Origin of the sequence: Stenotrophomonas sp. CASM101 (assembly GCF_049384845.1) — a bacterium.
Taxonomy (GTDB): Bacteria; Pseudomonadota; Gammaproteobacteria; order Xanthomonadales; family Xanthomonadaceae; genus Stenotrophomonas; species Stenotrophomonas hibiscicola.
Genome location: NZ_JBMRFR010000013.1, coordinates 44,241 through 63,123, shown reverse-complemented (window position 1 = coordinate 63,123; position 18,883 = coordinate 44,241). Strand labels below are relative to the sequence as shown.

The window sequence follows — 18,883 nt, the reverse complement described above, 5'->3', positions numbered from 1 at the left end:
CGGGCCCGGGTCGGTCGATACCTCAGTCGCGCCGGGTCTGCAGGTAGTCGAACAGTTCCTGGTTGTTCTGCAGCCCCAGCTTGCGCTTGGCTTCGGCCTTCTGCCGGCTGATGGTCTTCGGGCTGCGCCCACAACGCTTGGCGACTTCGTTCACGTTGAGGCCGATCGCCAGCAGATCCAGCACTTCCTTCTCGCGTGCCGACAGCGGTGCCGGTTCGCGCGGGAACAGCAGGTCGCGGGCCTGCAGGTGATGGCGCAGCTGCTGGGAGACGAATACGTGCCCGGCCAATGCGGCGTTCAGCGCCTGGGGCAGCTCGGCAAAATCGGCGCACTTGTCGACCAGGCCACTGATGCCCTCCCGCAGCAGGCCGTCCAGCAGGCCGGGATGGCGGGCGCCGGTGAGCACCACCACCGGCAGGCCAGGGCGACGCACGCGCAGCGCGTCGATCAGCTCCGGACCGTCCGGGCCGGCACCCGGCATCGACAGGTCGGTCAGGACTGCATCGCAGTCGTGGCGGTCCACCAGGTCCAGCAGCTGGGCGCCGTCACGCGCACTGCCGACGATGTCCATCAGGTAGGTCTGCAGCACGATGGCGATGCCATGCAGGACCACGGGATGGTCGTCGGCAATGATGATGCGTGGACGCACGCGGTTCCTCGAAGATCGAACAGGCCACGGCGGGCGGCAGCCAATGCCTGATTCTGCAAAAGCGCAGGCCCCTGGAGGTATAGGAAAGGTCCGAAACCGATACCGGGTGAATGCCGGGTCAATGCAGGCGGGCTCCATCTGCTGATAGCCGCCCGCTATGTGCACCGGGCACCGGGACATTACCGACCTTCGGGTAAGCTAGCGCCCTCGTTTGCACAGGAATTCCAGGTGGCTGACTCCCCCAACGCTTCTCCCGCGCCGGCCCGCGCGCTGGAAGGTCAGAAACTGCTGTTGTGCGTCGGAGGCGGGATCGCGGCCTACAAGGCCTTGGAACTGGTGCGGCGCCTGCGCGACGCCGGTGCCCAGGTGCAGGTGGCGATGACTGCCGGTGCCCAGCAGTTCGTCACTCCGCTCAGCTTCCAGGCGCTGTCCGGGCAGCCGACCCGCACCACGCTGTGGGACAGCGCCGCCGAACAGGCCATGGGCCATATCGAACTGGCGCGCTGGGCCGATCGCATCGTGGTCGCCCCAGGTACCGCCGATCTGCTCGCGCGGCTGGCCCAGGGCCACGCCGATGACCTGGTCAGCACCCTGTGCCTGGCCAGCACCGCGCCGCTGACGATCTGCCCGGCGATGAACCACCGCATGTGGCTGCATCCGGCCACCCAGGCCAACATCGCCCTGCTGCGCCAGCGCGGCGCGCAGGTGATCGGCCCGGTCGACGGTCCGCTGGCCGAAGGCGAATCCGGTCCGGGTCGTCTGGCCGAGCCCGGCGACATCGTCGCCGCGCTGGCGGCCAATGGCAGTGCTGCAGCGGCGGTTGCCGCACCGGAAACCCACGCGCTGCAGGGCCTGCGCCTGCTGATCAGCGCTGGCCCGACCTATGAAGACATCGATCCGGTGCGCTACGTCGGCAACCGCAGCAGCGGCAAGATGGGCTTTGCCCTGGCTGCGGCCGCCGCGACGATGGGCGCCCAGGTGGTGCTGGTCAGCGGCCCGGTGCAGCTGCCGACGCCTCCCGGCGTGCAGCGTGTGGACGTGCGCTCGGCCGCGCAGATGCGTGATGCCGTGCTGAAGTCGTTGCCGGCCGACATCTATATCGGTGCCGCTGCGGTGTCCGACTACACACCGCGCCAGGTTGCACCGCAGAAGCTGAAGAAGACCGCCGAGAGCCAGTCGCTGGTGATCGAGCTGGTGCGCACGCCGGACATCCTGGCCGAAGTTGCCGCGCAGACGCAGTCGCTGAAGCTGGTGGTCGGCTTTGCCGCCGAAACCCACGACGTGGAGAAGTATGCGCGTGGCAAGCTGGTCGACAAGCGCCTTGACCTGGTGATCGCCAACCAGGTCGGCATCAGCGGCGGTGGTTTCGAGAGCGACAACAATGCAGCCACTGCCTTCTGGCAGGACGGTGAACAGGTATTCCCGGCCACCTCCAAGCGCGAGCTGGCCGAACAACTGCTGGCGCTGATCGCGCGGAGACTCCAGGCATGACCCAGGCTTTCACTTCCCAACCCCTGCAGGTCAAGCTGCTCGATCCGCGCTTTGGCGACAGCTGGCCGCTGCCGGCCTACGCCACCGAAGCCAGCGCCGGCATGGACCTGCGCGCGGCGCTGGATACCGCGCTGACCCTGCAGCCGGGCGACACCGCGCTGGTGCCCAGTGGCCTGGCCATCCACATCGCCGACCCGCACCTGTGCGCGTTGATCCTGCCGCGTTCGGGGCTCGGCCACCGCCACGGCATCGTGCTCGGCAATGGCACCGGCCTGATCGACGCCGACTACCAGGGACCGCTGCTGATCAGCGTCTGGAACCGCGGCCGCGAGGCGTTCACCATCGAGCCGGGTGATCGCATCGCGCAGCTGGTGGTGGTGCCGATTGCCCGCGTCAGCCTGCAGGTGGTGGATACTTTCACCGACAGCGTGCGCGGAACGGGTGGATTCGGCCATACCGGGGTGCGTTGACAGGGGACATCGATGAGCGGCATCGGGGAAGGACAGCGGGGACGGTCGTTGGGACGCAGTGCACCACTACTGGGGGTGCTGCTGGTCCTGCTGGCCGGCTGGTTCGGATGGAGCGCGGTGCAGCAATGGCGCCAGGAGGCCAACGGCCAGGCGCTGGAAGCTGCGCGCGACCAGGCTGTGCAGGGCCTGCAGGAGGCCGCCGCCGGCCAGCTGAAGCAGCTGCAGCAGCAGCTGAAGAACGAGCGCGTGCAGCAGGCGCTGCAGGCCGGCGATGCCGCTGCGGCGGCACTCGCGGTCCGCGAGAGCTGGACCGGCGTCGAGCATGCTGAAGTGCTGACCGCCGATCTGGCCAATGCCTACGCCGACCCGGCCACGTTCGGCTATGCCCGCCTGGCGTTGCTGGAAGGAGCGCTTGCCGAGGCCGGCCCCAGCCTGCGCGTGGTCCGCGATGGGGGTGGCAATCGTCTTGGCCTGGCGGCACCGGTGCCGCTGGGCAGCCTGGGCCCGGCAGTGCTCTACGTGCGCCAGCCATTGCTGCGCCTGACCTCGCCGCTGGACCAGGTGAGTGCGCCATCGGCCGGTTTCCTTGGCCTGCGCCAGGGCGCGCATGACCTCGTCGCCCTGGGCGATGCCAGCCTGGCCGAAAGTGCCGAAGTCCTGGCGCGGCCGATCCCGGGTACCCCGTTGCGGCTGGTGGCCGCGGTACCCAATATCGAACCCGGTCCGCTGGGCCTGGGTTCGCTGGCCAGCGCCATCGTTGCGCTGCTGCTGGCGTTCATCGCCGTGCTGCTGGTGGTGGGTCGCGGCCGCCTGCCGAAGACGCTGCCGCTGCCGCGGCGTGCGGCCGTGGCGGAAGCGGATCATGGCCCGACCCTGAGCGAGAGCCTGCAGATGGCGCCGCCGCCGGTGGCCGGGGCCAGCACCACTGAAAGTGCACCGCCGCCCCCGCCGCCGGTTCCGGCCGAGGAACTGGCGGCCGGTATCTTCCGCGCCTACGACATCCGCGGCGTGGTGGGCAGCCAACTGACGCCGAAGACCGCCGCGCTGATCGGCCAGGCCATCGGTACCGTGGCACTGGAGCAGGGCCTGCGCGAGGTGGTGATCGGTCGCGATGGCCGCCTGTCCGGCCCGGAACTGGCCGCAGGATTGGCCGAGGGCCTGCGCCGCGCCGGTTGTGCGGTGATCGACATCGGCCTGGCGCCGACTCCGGTGGTGTACTACGCCGCCTTCCACCTGCGTACCGGCACCTGCGTGGCGGTGACCGGCAGTCATAACCCGCCCGAGTACAACGGTTTCAAGGTTGTCATCGGCGGCGAGACGCTGTCCGGCGATGCCATCACCGATCTCTACGCGCGCATCGTCGAGGGCCGCCTGGTACAGGCTGCGGAGCCGGGCGATTACCAGCAGCGCGATGTCAGTGCCGACTACATCCAGCGCATCGCCGACGACGTGCAGCTGGACCGTCCGCTGAAGGTCGTGGCCGATGCCGGCAACGGCGTGGCCGGCGCACTGGCACCGCAACTGCTGGAAGCCATCGGTGCTGAAGTCATTCCGCTGTACTGCGATGTCGACGGTACCTTCCCCAACCATCATCCCGACCCGAGCGAACCGGCCAACCTGGAAGACCTGGTGCAGACGGTCAAGCGCTTCGGGGCCGACCTCGGCGTCGCCTTCGATGGCGATGGCGACCGGTTGGGCGTGGTCAGTGCTGACGGCAAAATCATCTATGCCGACCGTCTGCTGATGCTGTTCGCCGCCGACGTGCTGATGCGCAACCCCGGCGCGATGGTGATCTACGACGTGAAGTGCACCGGAAAGCTGTCCGACCACGTGCTGCGCAATGGTGGCAGCCCGCTGATGTGGAAGACCGGGCATTCGCTGATGAAGGCGAAGATGCGCGAGACCGATGCCGAACTGGCTGGCGAGATGAGCGGCCACTTCTTCTTCAAGGAGCGCTGGTTCGGTTTCGACGATGGCCTGTATGCGGCGGCGCGCCTGCTGGAGATCCTGGCCCAGCGCGAGGAGACCCCGGATGAGGTACTGGCAGAGCTGCCGGAGATGGTCGCCACGCCGGAGCTGAAGGTGCCGGTGGCCGACGGCACGCCGCATGCGCTGGTGGCAATGCTGGTGGCGGCGGCGCAGTCGCCGGACAACCCGTATGTCGGCGGCCGACTGTCGACCATCGACGGCCTGCGCGTGGACTTCCCCGATGGCTGGGGCCTGGTGCGGGCCTCCAACACCACGCCGGTGCTGGTGCTGCGCTTCGAGGGCAACGACGAGGCCGCACTGGAACGCATCCAGGCGCTGTTCCGCAGCCAGCTGCAGCCGGTGCTGGGCGACACCCCGCTGGGGTTCTGAGGTGGGGCCGGGCGGCGCCCGGCACCCGCCGAATCAACGTCAACGTCAAAGGCCGGCTATCCGTAGGATGCGGGGTGGGTCCGGTTACGGGGGACGCTGCAAGTACGTCCATGTAAGCTCGGTCGCCGCTTGCTCGTGTGCGCTGTCCTGCGCACACGGCAAGCCCGGGGTTGGGCGTCCTGCCCAACCCGCCCGAGGCATGCCTCGGGCCCATGCGGCTGACACCCCGCACTCCGACACCGCCCCACCTCTGACAGATTCCGGCGGCTGTTGGTAGGTGCCGACCTTGGTCGACGCGGTAGATCCACGCCATGCGTGGATGCTCTTCGCTGGATGTTCATCCACGCATGGTGGGTGCCGACCGCTGGTCGGCACGCTTTCACCCCTTGAACCGCAATCCCACGCCCGGCTCGGTGAACAGGTAGCGCGAATCCAGCGCTGAATCACCCAGCTTGTGCCGCAGTTTGCCGACCAGGATGCGCAGGTAATGGGTGTCGTGCTGGTGGGTCGGCCCCCAGATCTCCTGCAGGATCTGCGGCTGGGTCACCACGCGCCCGGCATTGCGCAGCAGCAGCGACAGCAGCGCGTATTCCTTGCGGGTCAGCGCCACCGGTTCACCATCGAGTGCCACTTCACGGCGCACCAGGTCCACATGCAGATGGCCATCGTCGAACACCGGCGGTGTGCCATCGGTCGGCACGCTGCGCGTGCGCAGCAGCGCCCGCACGCGCGCCATCAGTTCCTGCGTGCCGAACGGCTTGGTCACGTAGTCGTTGGCGCCGGTATCCAGTGCGCGCACCTTCTCGGCTTCGCCGGCGCGCACGGTCAGCATGATCACCGGCACCTGGCTCCACTGGCGCAGCTGTTCCAGGACCTCGTGGCCTTCCATGTCCGGCAGGCCGATATCCAGGATCACCAGGTCCATGTCCTCGCTGGCGGCCAGCTGCAGGCCTTCCTGGCCGGTGGCGGCCTGCCGCACCTGGTAGCCTTGCGCGCGCAGGCTGATGTCCAGGAACCGGCGGATCTGGGTTTCATCATCGATCACCAGCACGCGTGCGGCCGGCACGCTGGCATCAATCGGGGTCGGGCTCATCGTGGGAGGCTGGCTTGAGCAGGGGCAGGGTGATGCGGATCAGGGTACCGCGACCGTCGCGTCCGGGCAGCGCCTGCACGCTGCCGCCATGCGCACCGATCATGCCCTGGCAGATGGTCAGGCCCAGGCCGGTGCCGTGGCGGCCTCGGTCACCGCGCTCGACGCTGTAGAACATGTCGAAGATGCGCGCGCGCTCGTCATCGGGAATGCCGGGGCCGGCGTCGATCACGTCGATGCGCAGCTGGCCGTCCAGCTCGCGCGCCTGTACCTGCACTGCGGCGTCGGGCGGCGAGAACTTGGCCGCGTTCTCCATCACGTTGAACACGGCCTGTTCGACCAGCGCCGGGTGCACCCAGATCGGTGCCAGCGTGGCTGGAATGTCCAGCTCCAGCCGCACCTTTGGCTGGTAGCGCTGCAGGCGCCGCGCCGCCGAGCCGATCAGTTCGTCCACGCCGATCCAGTCGCGGTTGATTTTCAGCCCTTCGTGGCCGAGGCGGGTCATGTCCAGCAGGTTCTGGATGTAGCGATCCAGCCGTTCGCCTTCTATCAGTATGGTGTCCAGCAGAGCACGGCGATCGGCCGTATCCATCGCCGCGCCATAGCTGGCCAGGCTGTCGGCCGAACCGATCATCGCCGCCAGCGGCGAGCGCAGGTCGTGCGACACCGAAGAGAGCAGGGCCGAGCGCAGCCGCTCGGTTTCGTTGCTGACATGCGCCTGCTCCAGTTCGGCCACCAGGCGGGTGCGCAATGCGGCCTGCGCGATGTCATCCACCATCGCCTCGGCCAGCTGCCGTTGTTCGGGCAGCAGGCGCGCCTGCGCGCCGGGCAGGTACAGGCCAGCCACGCCGATGGCGCGGTCTTCGCCATCCAGCAGGGGCAGGAACCACCACTGCGCACCGGCCAGGGTGTCGGTGAAGCGGCCGCTGGGCTGGCCGTGGCGCAGGGCCCAGTCGGCGGCGGCCAGATCGGTATCGCCCGGCTGCGAACGGCCACCGGTTGCGGTATCGGCGCCGATCCGCAGCCACGCAGGTACGTCCATGGCCTGTTCCAGTGCGTGCCGACCCGCCTGTGCCACCTCGCCATTGCCGGCCGCACTGGCCAGCTGCCGCCCCAGCTGCTGGCGCGCACGCGCATGCCGGTTGGCCGCACGCAGCGCGATGACCTGCATGCGCAGGCGCGAGGCCAGGCGCCCGGCCACCAGTGCCGCGGCCAGGAACAGGAACACGGTGATCACACCCTGGCGTGCACCGATGGCGAAGGTGAAGCGGGGCGCGATGAACAGGAAGTTGTAGGCGAGGAAGCACAGGATCGCCGCCATCACCGCCACGCTGGCGCGCGTGCGTGCGGCCACCAGCACCACCGCCACGATGAACACCATCGACAGGTCGGCCATGCCCACCCAGTGTTCGGCCAGCCACGCCACCGCACAGGCCAATGCGGTCGCGATCAGGGCTTGTGCAGGCTCGTAGCTGATGCCGCGCATCGGCGGCAGCAGGCTCTCGCGGCGCGAGCGTGCGCGTGCCTGCGGCGTGCTGATGATGGTGATCTCGTAATGCGCGCCACGCTGGATCAGCTGCTGGGTCAGGGTGCGGTTGAACATCCGTGCCAGTGGACGTTCGCGGGTACGGCCCAGCACCAGGGTCGACACGCCGTTGTGTGCGGCGTGGTCGAGCAGGGCATCGGCAATGCTCGATCCATGCAGCAGTTCGGCGTCGCCGCCCAGCCGCCTTGCCAGCGCAAAGGCCGCATCGATCTCGCGCCGGGTCGCCTCGTCCTGGCGCCGGCCCTGCACGGTCACTACCGTCCACGGTGCGTCGCGGCGCTCTGCGATGCGCCGCGCCACCCGCACCAGGTATTCGCTCTGGCCGCCCCCGTCGATGGCCACCAGAACGCCGCGACGGAGGGGCAGATTGCCTTCGCCACGCGCGGCGCGGGTTTCGCGCAGGCTGCTGTCGACGCGGTCGGCGGCTTCCTGCATCGCCAGTTCGCGCAGCGCGGTCAGGTTGGCCGGCGAGAAGAACGCCTGCAGGGCCTGAGCGGCCTGTTCGGGCACATAGACCTTGCCCTGCTGCAGGCGAGCGATCAGTTCGCGCGGCGGCAGATCGACCAGCACGATGTCGTGCAGGCGGTCGAGCACGCCGTCGGGCACGGTCTCGCTGACGCGCACGCCGGTGATCCGCATCACCACGTCGTTGAGGCTTTCCAGATGCTGGATGTTGACCGTGGTCCAGACGTCGATGCCGGCGTCCAGCAGCTCCATCACATCCTGCCAGCGCCGCTCATGGCGGCTGCCCGGCGCGTTGCGATGGGCCAGTTCATCCACCAGCACCAGCGCCGGATGCCGTGCCAGCACGGCGTCCAGGTCCATCTCCTGCAGGGCATGGCCGTGATAGGCCACGTCCTTCAGCGGCAGCTGCGGCAGGCCCTCCAGCAGGGCCTGGGTATCGGTGCGTCCATGGGTTTCCACCAGGCCCACCACCAGGTCGACGCCGCGGCGCAGCTGTTCCTGCGCGCGGGTCAGCATGGTGTAGGTCTTGCCCACGCCCGGCGCCGCACCGAGGAACACGGTCAGCTTGCCGCCGGCTTCGCGTTGCAGGCCTTCAACCAGGGCATCGGCCTGGCGGGTACGTGCATCAGTCATGGGGGCCGCTGTCATGGCTGCCATTGTGCGCGCAGCCGGTGCAGGCCGGCATCACGGTGCCTTGGCTGCATGGTCCAGCGCGAAGTTCAGCGTCACCACGTTCACCCGTGGCTGGCCGAACAGGCCCCACTGGCGCCCTTCGGTATGGGCCTTCACCAGTGCCTGCACGCGCTCCACCGGCAGGCCACGGGCACGCGCTACGCGCGACACCTGCAGCTGTGCGGCGGCCGGCGACAACTGCGGATCGAGACCGCCGCCGGACTGGGTTACCAGCTCGGCCGGAACCTGCGCTGGCGCGACACCTTCCCGTGCAGCCACCGCAGCGGTGCTGGCAGCGACGCGCTCGGCCAGCGCGGGATTGCTGCGCGCCATGTTGGAACCGGCCGCGGCCATCGGGTCGTAGTTGGCCGCCGACGGACGCGCCTGGAAGTAGCCATCACCGGTGAACGGCTGCGCCAGCCACGCCGAGCCGCGCACCTGGCCGTTGCCGTCGCGCAGCAGGCTGCCCTCGGCCTGGGTCGGGTAGGCCAGGCCGGCGAAGCCGGTGGCGACGCCGGCGTAGACCGCGCCGGCCAGCAGCAGGGTGGCCAGGCCCAGGCCGATCGCCGGGCGCCAGCTTGCGCCATCCTGCAGGCTCGCCACGCGGGCCTCGGCTTTCTGTCCGCGGGGAAGGGAAGACGAAGTGGAAACAGTACGGTTCATGCGCCGAATACCAGGACAAGAAGGAGGTCGATCGCCTTGATCGCCGCGAACGGCAGCAGCACGCCGCCGAGGCCGTACACCAGCATGTTCCGGCGCAGCAGCGCCGTTGCGGTGGCCGGGCGGAAGCGCACGCCACGCAGGGCGAGCGGAATCAGGGCGGGAATCACCAGGGCGTTGAAGATCAGTGCCGCCAGCACTGCGTTGCGCGGGCTCGACAGCTGCATCACGTTCAGTGCGGCCATGGTCGGCACGGCAGCGGCGAACAGCGCCGGCAGGATCGCGAAGTACTTGGAGACGTCGTTGGCCAGCGAGAAGGTGGTCAGCGCGCCGCGGGTGATCAGCTGCTGCTTGCCCACTTCCACCACCGCCAGCAGCTTGGCCGGGTCCGAATCGAGGTCGACCATGTTGCCGGCCTCCTTCGCCGCCTGCGTACCGGAGTTCATCGCCAGGCCGATGTCGGCCTGGGCCAGTGCCGGGGCGTCGTTGGTGCCGTCGCCGACCATCGCCACGAGCCGGCCGCCGGCCTGCTCCTGGCGGATGCGCGCCAGTTTGTCCTCGGGGCGGGCCTCGGCGATGTAGTCATCGACGCCGGCTTCGGCAGCGATGGCAGCGGCGGTCAGCGGGTTGTCGCCGGTGATCATCACCGTGCGGATGCCCATCGCGCGCAGCTGCGCGAACTTCTCGCGCATGCCGTGCTTGACCACGTCCGACAGCTCGATCACGCCCAGCACGTGGCGACCCTCGGCCACCACCAGCGGGGTGGCGCCATTGCGCGCCACCTGCTCGACGCGACCGGCCAGTTCCGCCGGCACGTTGCCGCCCAGCGCCTGTACGTGGGCGCGGATCGCATCGGCGGCACCCTTGCGGATCTGCCGGCCATGTTCCAGGTCCACGCCGGACATGCGGGTCTGTGCACTGAACGCTAGGTACTCGGCATGGTCCGGCTCGGCGGTGGCGCAACCCTGCTCGCGCGCCAGGCGTACGATCGACTTGCCTTCCGGGGTCGGGTCGGCCAGCGAGGACAGCAGCGCCGCTTCACGCAGCTGGCTGGCGTCGATGCCGGCCAACGGATGGAAGTGGCTGGCCTGGCGGTCGCCGTAGGTGATGGTGCCGGTCTTGTCCAGCAGCAGCACGTCGACGTCGCCGGCCACTTCCACCGCCTTGCCCGACTTGGCCAGCACGTTGGCAGCCAGCGCACGGTTCATGCCGGCGATGCCGATGGCCGGCAGCAGGCCGCCGATGGTGGTCGGGATCAGGCATACCAGCAGCGCGATCAGCAGCAGCGGATCGACCTGCACGCCTACCGCCGCGCCGATCGCCGGCAGCGTCGCCACCACCACCAGGAAGGTCAGCGTCATCGCCGCCAGCAGCAGGGTCAGCGCGATCTCGTTCGGCGTCTTCTGCCGGTTGGCACCCTCCACCAGGGCAATCATCCGGTCCAGGAAGCTGTGCCCCGGCTCGGCGGTCACCCGCACGATGATCTGGTCGGACAGCACCTTGGTGCCGCCGATCACGCCGGAACGGTCGGTACCGGCCTCGCGCAGCACCGGGGCGGATTCGCCGGTCACCGCCGCCTCGTTGATGGTGGCCAGGCCCTGCACGATCTCGCCATCGGCCGGCACCAGCTCACCGGCACTGACGATCACATGGTCGCCCGGGCGCAGTTCGGCGGCCGGCACCTGGGCTTCTGCGGCACCCGGCTGCGGCGCCGCCAGCCGGCGTGCCACCAGGTCCTGGCGGGCACGGCGCAGTGACGCGGCCTGGCCACGGCCACGCGCCTCGGCCACTGCTTCGGCGAAATTGCCGAACAACACGGTCACCAGCAGGATCGCGGTCACTGCCAGGCCGAAGCCCAGCGGCGCATTACCGGTCAGTGTGACGATGGCCGCGACGATCGTGCCAGCCATCACCACCGCCATCACCGGGCTGCGCACCAGGTGCATCGGCGAGAGCTTGCGTACTGCTTCGACCAGCGCACGGCGCAGGCCGGCGCCATCAAGCAGCGCAGGGCGCGGGGCAAGGGAACTACGGGTGGAACTTGCGTGGGTACTCATCGGGGTGTCCTTAGTGCAGTCCCAGGCTGAGGTGGTCGGCGATCGGGCCGAGTACCAGCGCCGGCATGAACTGCAGCACGGTCAGGATGACGATCACCGAGACCAGGGTCAGGGCGAAGGTCGGGGTTTCGATCTGCAGGCTGCCGGCAGACTCCGGCGCCTGGCGCTTGGCGGCCAGCTGTGCGGCCACCACCAGCGGGATGATCAGCAGCGGGAAGCGGCCCAGCAGCAGCACCAGCGAGCAGCTCAGGTTCCACCACAGCGTGGCGTCGCCCAGCCCCTCGAAGCCCGAGCCGTTGTTGGCGTAGGCCGAGACGTACTCGTAGAACACCTGGCTGATGCCATGGAAGCCCGGGTTGGAGGTAGCGGCCAGCCCGGGCACGGCCAGGGTGATCGCGGTGAACACCAGCAGGGTGATCGGCTGCAGCAACACCAGCAGGGCCAGCAGGCGTACCTGTGGCGTTTCCAGCTTGCGGCCGAACAGTTCCGGCGTACGCCCGGTCATCAACCCGGCCAGGAACACGCCAAGCAGCAGGTACACGATGAACTGCTGCAGGCCACAGCCGATGCCGCCCCAGATCGCGCTGACCAGCATGTTGACCATCGCGATGCCGCCACTCAGCGGCGCCAGCGAGTCATGCATGCCGTTGACCGAGCCGTTGGAAACCTGGGTGGTCACCGCGGCCCACAGCGCCGTGCCGTCGGCGCCGAAGCGCACCTCCTTGCCTTCCATCAGCAGCGGCGTGGCGGCGCTGGCACTGTGCCCTTCACTCCACATCATCGCGCCGGTGGACAGCAGCGACATGCCCAGCATGCAGCTGAACACCAGGGCGCCGAACCGGCGCCGGCCGGTGAACGCACCGATCATGAAGATCACCGCCATCGGCACCAGCAGGATGCCGACGATCTCCAGCGCGTTCGACAGCGGGGTGGGGTTCTCCAGCGGGAAGCTGCTGTTCGGGCCGTACCAGCCGCCACCGTTGGCGCCAAGCTGCTTTGCCGCGACCATCGCTGCCACCGGGCCCAGCGGCAGTTTCTGCTGGGCCATGCCGGCGCTGGCATCGATCGGCGAGGCCTGCGGCCCACCGGCCATCGTCGAGGGCACGCCCTGGCTGGTCAGCAGCAGCGTCCACACCAGGCACAGCGGCAACAGGAAGCGCACGCACAGGCGCACCACATCCACATAGTAGTTGCCCACCGCCACCTGGCGGTCGTCGCCGGCACCGGTGGCCGCCGCAGCCTGCGGCGCGCGCGAGAACAACGCGCGCAGCGTGGCCACCGCCAGCGCCAGGCCCATCATCGGCGTCACCACCTGCAGGCCGGTGATGCCGGTCATCTGCGAGAGGTAGGACAGCTGCGCCTGGCCAGAATAGTGCTGCTGGTTGGTGTTGGTCAGGAACGAGATCATCGTATGCAGCGCGGTGTCCCAGCGCATGTTCGGGATCTGGTCCGGATTCAGCGGCAGCCAGGCCTGGGTCATGAACACCGCCTGGGTCAGTACCGCGACCACCACGTTGCTCAGCACGAAGGCCAGCACGTAGCCGCGCCAGGACATCGAACGTACCGGATCAACACCGAACATCCGGTACAGCGGCTTCTCGATCCAGTGGAACAGCACGTCGACCTTCATCGGCGTGCCACGCATCACGCGGGCCAGGTACAGGCCCAGCGGCCACGCCAGCAGCAGGCTGGCGGCAATAATCACAAGCATCTCAGTCATGGCCGGCTCCGCTCAGAACGACTCGGGCCGCAGCACGACATAAAGAAGATAGGCGGCGGCGACCAGCACCAGCACGCCACACAACAACGACAGCCAGGGGGACATTGCAATAGCGTCCTGGTGGAACCCCTCCACCTCAGGCCGCCATCGTCGTCCTGCCGCCCATAAACGCACTACGCGCCGGACCGGGCCGACGCGTAAAGAGTGCATAAATTTCGTGGGCCAAGCCGTAACCAGGTGCCGACTACTGTAGAGCCGAGCCCATGCTCGGCTGCTCTTTCCCAAGGTCACGCGGAGCCGAGCATGGGCTCGGCTCTACAAGCGAATCACGGGGCCTGGCTCGCCGGCGCCACGCCCTTCAGCTCGCGATAGCGCTGGAGGGTGCTTTCAATTTCGGCCTTCAACGCCTGCTGCTGCTGCAGGAACCCGGCCTGCAGGCGCTGCTGCGACTGCAGTTGTACATGCCGCTGGCGGATCGCCTCGGCCTGCTTGTCGGCCACCTTGCCACCGGCCAGTTCGCGGTCACCGGCGGCCGACAGCAGCGCCACCAGCGATTCGCGCAGGCTGGTGACGTTGTACTCGGCTGTCTTCAGGTTGTTGTCCAGCACTTCCTGGCGTTCGGCGAACACCCGGCGCAGGTCGTCCTCGCTGCCATAGGTGGTCAGCATCGCCTGCTCGGTGCGCTGGCGGGTCTGCGCAGCCATCAGGTCCAGCTGCTGCTGCGCGGCCACCGTGCTGGCGGCGGCACGCTCTTCGTCGGTCAACGCGCGCTGGACCTGCGCATTGCGCAGGCCACTTTTCGCGTTGAATTCCTCGCGGGCATGGTTCACCGCATCGGCCGGCAGCGAATCACTGCAGATCCGCTCCTTGCCCTCGTTCCAGCAGTACAGCTTCTTCTCCACCTTGTCTCCACCCCGCGACTGCGCCGGCAGCGTGAACGGCATGGCCAGCAGCAGGCCGGCAAGGAGAACAGCAGGAACTCGGGACATGACCTTTCCCCTGGTCGGTCAGCGGATCGAACGAACGCCGTACTGGGCCCGGTAGGCTTCCAGCGGCTGACGGTAACCCACAAGTTCCGGGTTGCCGGAGGCGAAATCAAGCAGATCGGCCAGCGATGCCACGGCAATCACCGGAATGCCGGCCTCTTCGGCCACCGACTGCGCCGCCGAACGGCGATCGGTTTCCGAAGCGATCTCCTGGCGGTCAAGCGCCACCACGATGCCGGCCGGGGTGCCACCGGCGGCGCGGATGATGCCCAGCGCTTCGCGGATCGCGGTACCGGCGGTGATCACGTCATCGACGATCAGCACGCGCTTGCCATTCATGTCCGCGCCGATCAGCTGGCCGCCTTCGCCATGGTCCTTGGCTTCCTTGCGGTTGAACGACAGCGGCAGGTCACGGCCACGCTGGGCCAGCTCGCAGGCCATCGCGGTGGCCAGCGGAATGCCCTTGTAGGCCGGGCCGAACACCACGTCGTACTTGATCCCGCTGGCATCGATGGCATCGGCGTAGCAGGCGCCGAGCTGCGACAGCAGCGAACCGGAGTCGAAACGACCGGCGTTGAAGAAATAGGGGCTCAGCCGGCCGGACTTGAGGGTGAACTGGCCGAAGCGCAGGGCGTCGGCGGTCAGGGCCAGCTGCAGGAAACGGTGGCGGTGGTCGCTCATCAAAACTCGATTCATCTTCATTTGGAGCATAAATCCTAATCCAGCTGGGCGTTTCGCGCTCGTCCGGACCCGTGTGAAGGGCGTCGCGGCCTGGCCGGGCAGACTGCGCAGCCCCGCGGGCAACCGGTATGCTTGCCCGGTTTCCTGTCGTAGGTCCCTTGCATGCGCATCATCAGTTTGAATGTGGTCACGGCAATCATGAGAAATCACAAGCTGTCATCGACTTGCTGAAACTGCCTTGTTTTCGGCCATTTCGGCTGGATTTTGCATTCAGCAAGGATCACGAGCCGTCATAAGAGTGCACGAAATTGTTGGTACGGATGTTGGTATCATCTGACCCACAATGCGTACAGGGACGGACGACGTTCGATGGCTCTTACAGACTTCAAGATTCGCGGCGCAAAGCCGGCAGAGAAGCCCTACCGACTGAGCGATGGTGGTGGGCTGTTCCTCGAAATCCGGCCCAACGGATCGAAGCTGTGGCGGTACGCCTATCGCCTCGATTCCAAGCAGAGGCTGCTGGCCATCGGTAGCCTGCGGGACGTGAGCTTGGCGGACGCGCGCGCTGCGATGCGCCAGGCCAAGTCGCAGGTGAAGCTTGGGCAGGATCCAGTGCTGCAACGGAAGATCGCCAAGGCCCGCAGCGAAGAGAACGCGCTCAACACGGTCGCTGAGAACGCCGAGGAATGGTATTCGAGCGCGGAGAAGGGTTGGTCAGCCTCGCACAGAGACCGGGCAAGGCGCTACCTGGACCAGCGGATCCTGCCGGACATTGGCAAGTGGCCGATCCGTGAGGTGACGCCTGCTGATGTGTTGAAGCTGCTGCGAAAGGCCGAGAAAGCCGGTCCCCACGTGGCCATCGTTACCCGGCAGACACTGTCCTCCGTGTTCGAGCATGCGATCGTCAACCTGCGCGCCGACGCGGACCCGACTCACCCCGTGCGCCGCGCGATCAAGAAGCCGCCCGTGACACACGCTGTGGCGCACTCCGCCGCAACAATGGGCAAGCTGCTCGCTGGCCTGGAGACGTACCCCGGGAACCGTGAGACGGCCATTGCGATTGAGCTACTGGCGCTCACCTTCGTCCGCACCAAGGAGCTGCGGACCGCCAAGTGGGTGAACATTGACTGGGAAGCTGAGCCGCCGCTGCTGAAGATCGATGCCGGCGAGATGAAGAAGCGCCGCAAGCACTGGGTGCCGCTGGCCCCGCGCGCTGTCGCGCTCCTCCGTGAACTGCAGGGGATCACCGGCGCCGGAACCTACCTGTTCCCCAATCAGCGGGATCCGAAGAAGCCCATGTCACGCGAGGCGGTGAACATGGGCCTGAAGTACCTTGGTATGGATGAGATCTCTGGCCACGACTTCCGCGCGACCGCGTCGACCTGGCTTCATGAGGCCGGCTACCCGTCGGCCGTGGTGGACATGCAGTTGGCGCACGCCAAGACGAACAAGACCGGCGCGGCCTACAACCACGCCGAGTTTCTGGCCGATCGGATCAAGATGATGGACCGGTGGGCTGATCACTTGGCGAAGCAGAAGCAGCGCCAGTCCCGGCAACCCAAGCCCTGATCACCGATTCTGGCCAGCCGATCGCACGCGGCCCGAGTCGTTTGCACGCCGGGAACGTGCCATTGCGCATGCCCCGGCGGATCGAGGATTCGGACAGAGCAGTGATCTTCACCACCGCGGGCATTTTGAGGATGGGGTCGATCGTATCAGCGGCCATGCGGGCCTCCTTCTTTCGGTAGCCGGCCGTCCTTCCAACGGCCGTTCTCGTTGTAGCGAATGTGCTGGTAGCGGCCGGTCAGCCGGTGGCGGCGCTCCGTCGGCCAGCTGAGCCAGTTGCGCGCGGTGATGCGCCAGACAAGTCGGTCAATCCATGCCATTGGTCGGCCCCCCCACCTTCTTCCAGCGCGGATTGGTCAGGCCGTCGTGGTAATGCTGTAAGGCCAGCGTTCCCATCTCGGTGTCCACGGCGAGCAGCTGACCAGTGAGGCGTTCGGCCACCACCAGCACGCGCTCGATCGCGCCATCAATTTCCTCGCAGGTGAATCTGTACCAGCCCGGTTCCGTCGGCGCCTGATCCGTCCACGGCTGCGGAGACGAGAGGACAGGCGGCGGCGCTGCAGCCGGCCCTGCTCGGCGCACGACCGGCAGCAGGACGTGGCGCGTGGCGTCGATTTCGAACCCTGCACCGAAGCCGGGGCCTGCTTCAACGTCCACGATGGCGCCCTCCTGCTTGACCAGCAGCTTCTCCAACGCCTTCACTGCGGCCCGCACGTACTTAGGCACCGCTTCGGCCCGCTTGTAACTGTCCACCAGGCGCGTCTTTGCCTCGGCGCTGGGCTCAGGCATCGGCCCGAGTCCCCTGAGCGTTTCGACCATCTCCTGCGGCGTCTGCCCGACTTCGCCGCGAACCCATGCCAGCAGCCTGCGCAGGTGGTTGGTTTGAGCCTGTGTGAGGTTCGGCTTGAGCTGCTTGGCTGATCGCTCCCTCGCTCGATTACCGGTCATACCCACGGCTCACCCCTCACGGCAAGCGCAGGGCGCGAAATTCTCGCCCACCGAGTGACCTCACCAGCGATCCCGTAGACCTCCCACTGCTCGTCGCTGCCAGTCCAGAAGGTGCCTATGCCGAACCCCTGCCATCCTTCCTCCGCCCCAACTCTCTTCGCGTGCGCGCTTCCAGCTGCCATTACTACGTGCACGACCACCGTCTCCTCGTCGTCGGGTAGGCCATCCGCAATCTCGACCCAATCCAAGCTGCCCATCAGGCCACCTCCGAACGTTCTTCCACCGTCTCGGCCCAGCGTGGGAAGAAGCTCAGCCCGCGAGCCTCGCGGATGCCTTCGTCGCAGTCCCAGCCGTCATAGCTGCCAAACGTCTCGGTATAGGGTCGGCGCTTGAACCAGCACCAGCGGCCATCGCTGTCCATCGCCCGGTAGTTGTAGCCGTCCGGGGCCTCGGACCAGGCGGGCGGCGGTGGGTGCGGGACATTGGTGCCGATTCCGTGTGCACGCTCGGCCGCACGAATCGCCCAGGTCCCGTAGTCCTCCAGCGTCCAACCGTCCTGCAAGATCGGTAGCAGATCCGTGACGGTGGTGGCCGGCAGCGGCGCGCGCTGCAGCACCGCGATGGTCTGGGCCGCCCGTTCAAGCAGCTCGGCGCTGATCCGGTCGGTGGTCGAGCCACCGGGGCGGCGAAGGGTGGCAGCGGCGGACCGCAGTTCAGTGATCAGCTGCAGCGTCATTACGCACCTCCTTCACGTGGCTGGCGTACTCGATCCAGAGCAGGGCGTCGGCCAGTTCTTCGATGCTCGAGGCAAACGACTCGCCAGGCATCGCGAGCCGAATATCGTCCGGCCATTGCTGGCCGTTGCCATCGGCAGCGCTCACCGCCTCTTTGGCCCTCTGGACTTGCACCAGTGCGTGGAGTCCGAACGTGATCGCCCGGCGAAGGCAACGCACGCCCTTGGCGTCAATCAGGAAGTCCGGCTCCTGCTCCACGTGAGTCATATCCAGCAGATCATCGAACATGCTCATGCTTCTGCTCCCGCGGCCCGATACAGGCCAGTCACAATGTCGAGAAGGAAATCCATCGTCACGACCGTGTCGTAGCCGAAGGAAACGTCTTTCCCATCGGCCTGCCGCATGCCCTGCCAGAGCAGCTCCTGCACGTGGTCGGTGAGCAGCCTTGCCTTGCTCAATGCCAGATCCAGGTCACAGCCAGCGGCAACTACGAGCGGCGAGTTTGGAATCGCCATCTCAGTGGTCTTCGCTGCTTCCACCGCGCCGCTCACCGGGCACCCCCCGCGCATCGAAGCGCTTTGCACATTTCGAGGAGGTCAGCGAGAACGAACATGTCGTCGTCAGTGACCATGTCGCTGCCCAGGTTGCTCAGTTGCCGCCGGACGTAGTCGAAGTAGATGCTGGCCTTCAGGTCGCTATGAGCGGTGTCGATCCCGGCGCATACCTTGAAAAGTGGCGCATTTTCCTGCACCGGGATCAGGCTGAACGCTTCTTCCTTGGTGACGGTCAT

General features: G+C 67.5%; 19 protein-coding genes. 4 read left to right on the top strand and 15 right to left on the bottom strand.

Translation table 11 applies throughout. The annotated features are described in order from the left end of the window. Positions 1 to 22: 22 nt before the first annotated feature. Positions 23 to 649 (bottom strand): response regulator transcription factor, encoded by a 627-nt coding sequence (locus VG543_RS16270; protein WP_021204749.1) that lies wholly within the window; start codon positions 647 to 649, stop codon positions 23 to 25. Positions 650 to 877: 228 nt separating this feature from the next. On the opposite strand from VG543_RS16270, the gene coaBC reads away from it, so the two are divergent. The 3 genes from coaBC to VG543_RS16255 are packed head-to-tail and all read left to right on the top strand — an operon-like array spanning position 878 to position 4,968. After that, complete coding sequence (gene coaBC, locus VG543_RS16265; RefSeq protein WP_111097663.1) at positions 878 to 2,140, top strand: bifunctional phosphopantothenoylcysteine decarboxylase/phosphopantothenate--cysteine ligase CoaBC; 1,263 nt, start codon at positions 878 to 880, stop codon at positions 2,138 to 2,140. Further along, positions 2,137 to 2,610 carry a dUTP diphosphatase gene (dut, locus tag VG543_RS16260; protein ID WP_423178794.1) on the top strand — a complete coding sequence of 158 codons (474 nt, stop codon included), beginning with the start codon at positions 2,137 to 2,139 and terminating at the stop codon, positions 2,608 to 2,610. The genes coaBC and dut overlap by 4 nt, the downstream gene beginning before the upstream one ends. Positions 2,611 to 2,622: 12 nt before the next feature. Further along, positions 2,623 to 4,968 (top strand): phosphomannomutase/phosphoglucomutase, encoded by a 2,346-nt coding sequence (locus tag VG543_RS16255; RefSeq protein ID WP_032955505.1) that lies wholly within the window; start codon positions 2,623 to 2,625, stop codon positions 4,966 to 4,968. A 379-nt stretch (positions 4,969 to 5,347) separates the two neighbouring features. Here VG543_RS16255 and VG543_RS16250 read toward each other — a convergent pair whose 3' ends face one another. From VG543_RS16250 to pyrE, 8 genes are all read right to left on the bottom strand, one after another. Continuing rightward, positions 5,348 to 6,061 (bottom strand): response regulator transcription factor, encoded by a 714-nt coding sequence (locus tag VG543_RS16250; protein ID WP_312543257.1) that lies wholly within the window; start codon positions 6,059 to 6,061, stop codon positions 5,348 to 5,350. Further along, positions 6,042 to 8,702: an ATP-binding protein gene (locus VG543_RS16245; RefSeq protein ID WP_423178795.1), complete on the bottom strand. Its 2,661-nt coding sequence runs from the start codon at positions 8,700 to 8,702 to the stop codon at positions 6,042 to 6,044. The genes VG543_RS16250 and VG543_RS16245 overlap by 20 nt, the downstream gene beginning before the upstream one ends. Positions 8,703 to 8,753: 51 nt before the next feature. Further along, on the bottom strand, positions 8,754 to 9,404 hold the full coding sequence (kdpC, locus tag VG543_RS16240; protein ID WP_423178796.1) for a potassium-transporting ATPase subunit KdpC: 651 nt from the start codon (positions 9,402 to 9,404) through the stop codon (positions 8,754 to 8,756). Continuing rightward, positions 9,401 to 11,458: a potassium-transporting ATPase subunit KdpB gene (kdpB, locus tag VG543_RS16235; RefSeq protein WP_423178797.1), complete on the bottom strand. Its 2,058-nt coding sequence runs from the start codon at positions 11,456 to 11,458 to the stop codon at positions 9,401 to 9,403. The genes kdpC and kdpB overlap by 4 nt, the downstream gene beginning before the upstream one ends. Before the next feature lie 10 nt (positions 11,459 to 11,468). Next, positions 11,469 to 13,178, bottom strand: a complete 1,710-nt coding sequence (kdpA, locus tag VG543_RS16230; protein ID WP_134735225.1) for a potassium-transporting ATPase subunit KdpA — start codon at positions 13,176 to 13,178, stop codon at positions 11,469 to 11,471. Positions 13,179 to 13,190: 12 nt separating this feature from the next. Further along, positions 13,191 to 13,283, bottom strand: coding sequence for a potassium-transporting ATPase subunit F (locus VG543_RS16225; protein ID WP_005407770.1), 93 nt, complete (start codon positions 13,281 to 13,283; stop codon positions 13,191 to 13,193). 221 nt (positions 13,284 to 13,504) lie between these two features. After that, on the bottom strand, positions 13,505 to 14,167 hold the full coding sequence (locus tag VG543_RS16220) for a hypothetical protein (RefSeq protein WP_155028836.1): 663 nt from the start codon (positions 14,165 to 14,167) through the stop codon (positions 13,505 to 13,507). Between the two features lie 18 nt (positions 14,168 to 14,185). Next, complete coding sequence (gene pyrE, locus VG543_RS16215; protein ID WP_005420471.1) at positions 14,186 to 14,845, bottom strand: orotate phosphoribosyltransferase; 660 nt, start codon at positions 14,843 to 14,845, stop codon at positions 14,186 to 14,188. A 369-nt stretch (positions 14,846 to 15,214) separates the two neighbouring features. Here pyrE and VG543_RS16210 point away from each other — a divergent pair, with 369 nt between their 5' ends. Further along, positions 15,215 to 16,414, top strand: coding sequence for a tyrosine-type recombinase/integrase (locus tag VG543_RS16210; protein ID WP_423178798.1), 1,200 nt, complete (start codon positions 15,215 to 15,217; stop codon positions 16,412 to 16,414). On the opposite strand, the gene VG543_RS16205 is transcribed toward VG543_RS16210, so the two are convergent. From VG543_RS16205 to VG543_RS16180, 6 genes are all read right to left on the bottom strand, one after another. Then, entirely contained in the window at positions 16,341 to 16,538 is a 198-nt protein-coding gene (locus VG543_RS16205; protein ID WP_414616877.1) for a helix-turn-helix transcriptional regulator, read from the bottom strand. The genes VG543_RS16210 and VG543_RS16205 overlap by 74 nt on opposite strands. Positions 16,539 to 16,717: 179 nt before the next feature. Then, positions 16,718 to 17,359 carry a hypothetical protein gene (locus tag VG543_RS16200; protein WP_423178799.1) on the bottom strand — a complete coding sequence of 214 codons (642 nt, stop codon included), beginning with the start codon at positions 17,357 to 17,359 and terminating at the stop codon, positions 16,718 to 16,720. A gap of 256 nt (positions 17,360 to 17,615) precedes the next feature. Next, positions 17,616 to 18,095 carry a hypothetical protein gene (locus tag VG543_RS16195; RefSeq protein ID WP_189720430.1) on the bottom strand — a complete coding sequence of 160 codons (480 nt, stop codon included), beginning with the start codon at positions 18,093 to 18,095 and terminating at the stop codon, positions 17,616 to 17,618. Beyond that, positions 18,073 to 18,387, bottom strand: a complete 315-nt coding sequence (locus VG543_RS16190) for a hypothetical protein (protein ID WP_238379400.1) — start codon at positions 18,385 to 18,387, stop codon at positions 18,073 to 18,075. Before VG543_RS16190 ends, VG543_RS16195 begins: the two co-directional genes overlap by 23 nt. Beyond that, complete coding sequence (locus tag VG543_RS16185; protein ID WP_238379401.1) at positions 18,384 to 18,632, bottom strand: hypothetical protein; 249 nt, start codon at positions 18,630 to 18,632, stop codon at positions 18,384 to 18,386. The genes VG543_RS16190 and VG543_RS16185 overlap by 4 nt, the downstream gene beginning before the upstream one ends. A gap of 8 nt (positions 18,633 to 18,640) precedes the next feature. Then, complete coding sequence (locus tag VG543_RS16180; RefSeq protein ID WP_100438235.1) at positions 18,641 to 18,883, bottom strand: hypothetical protein; 243 nt, start codon at positions 18,881 to 18,883, stop codon at positions 18,641 to 18,643.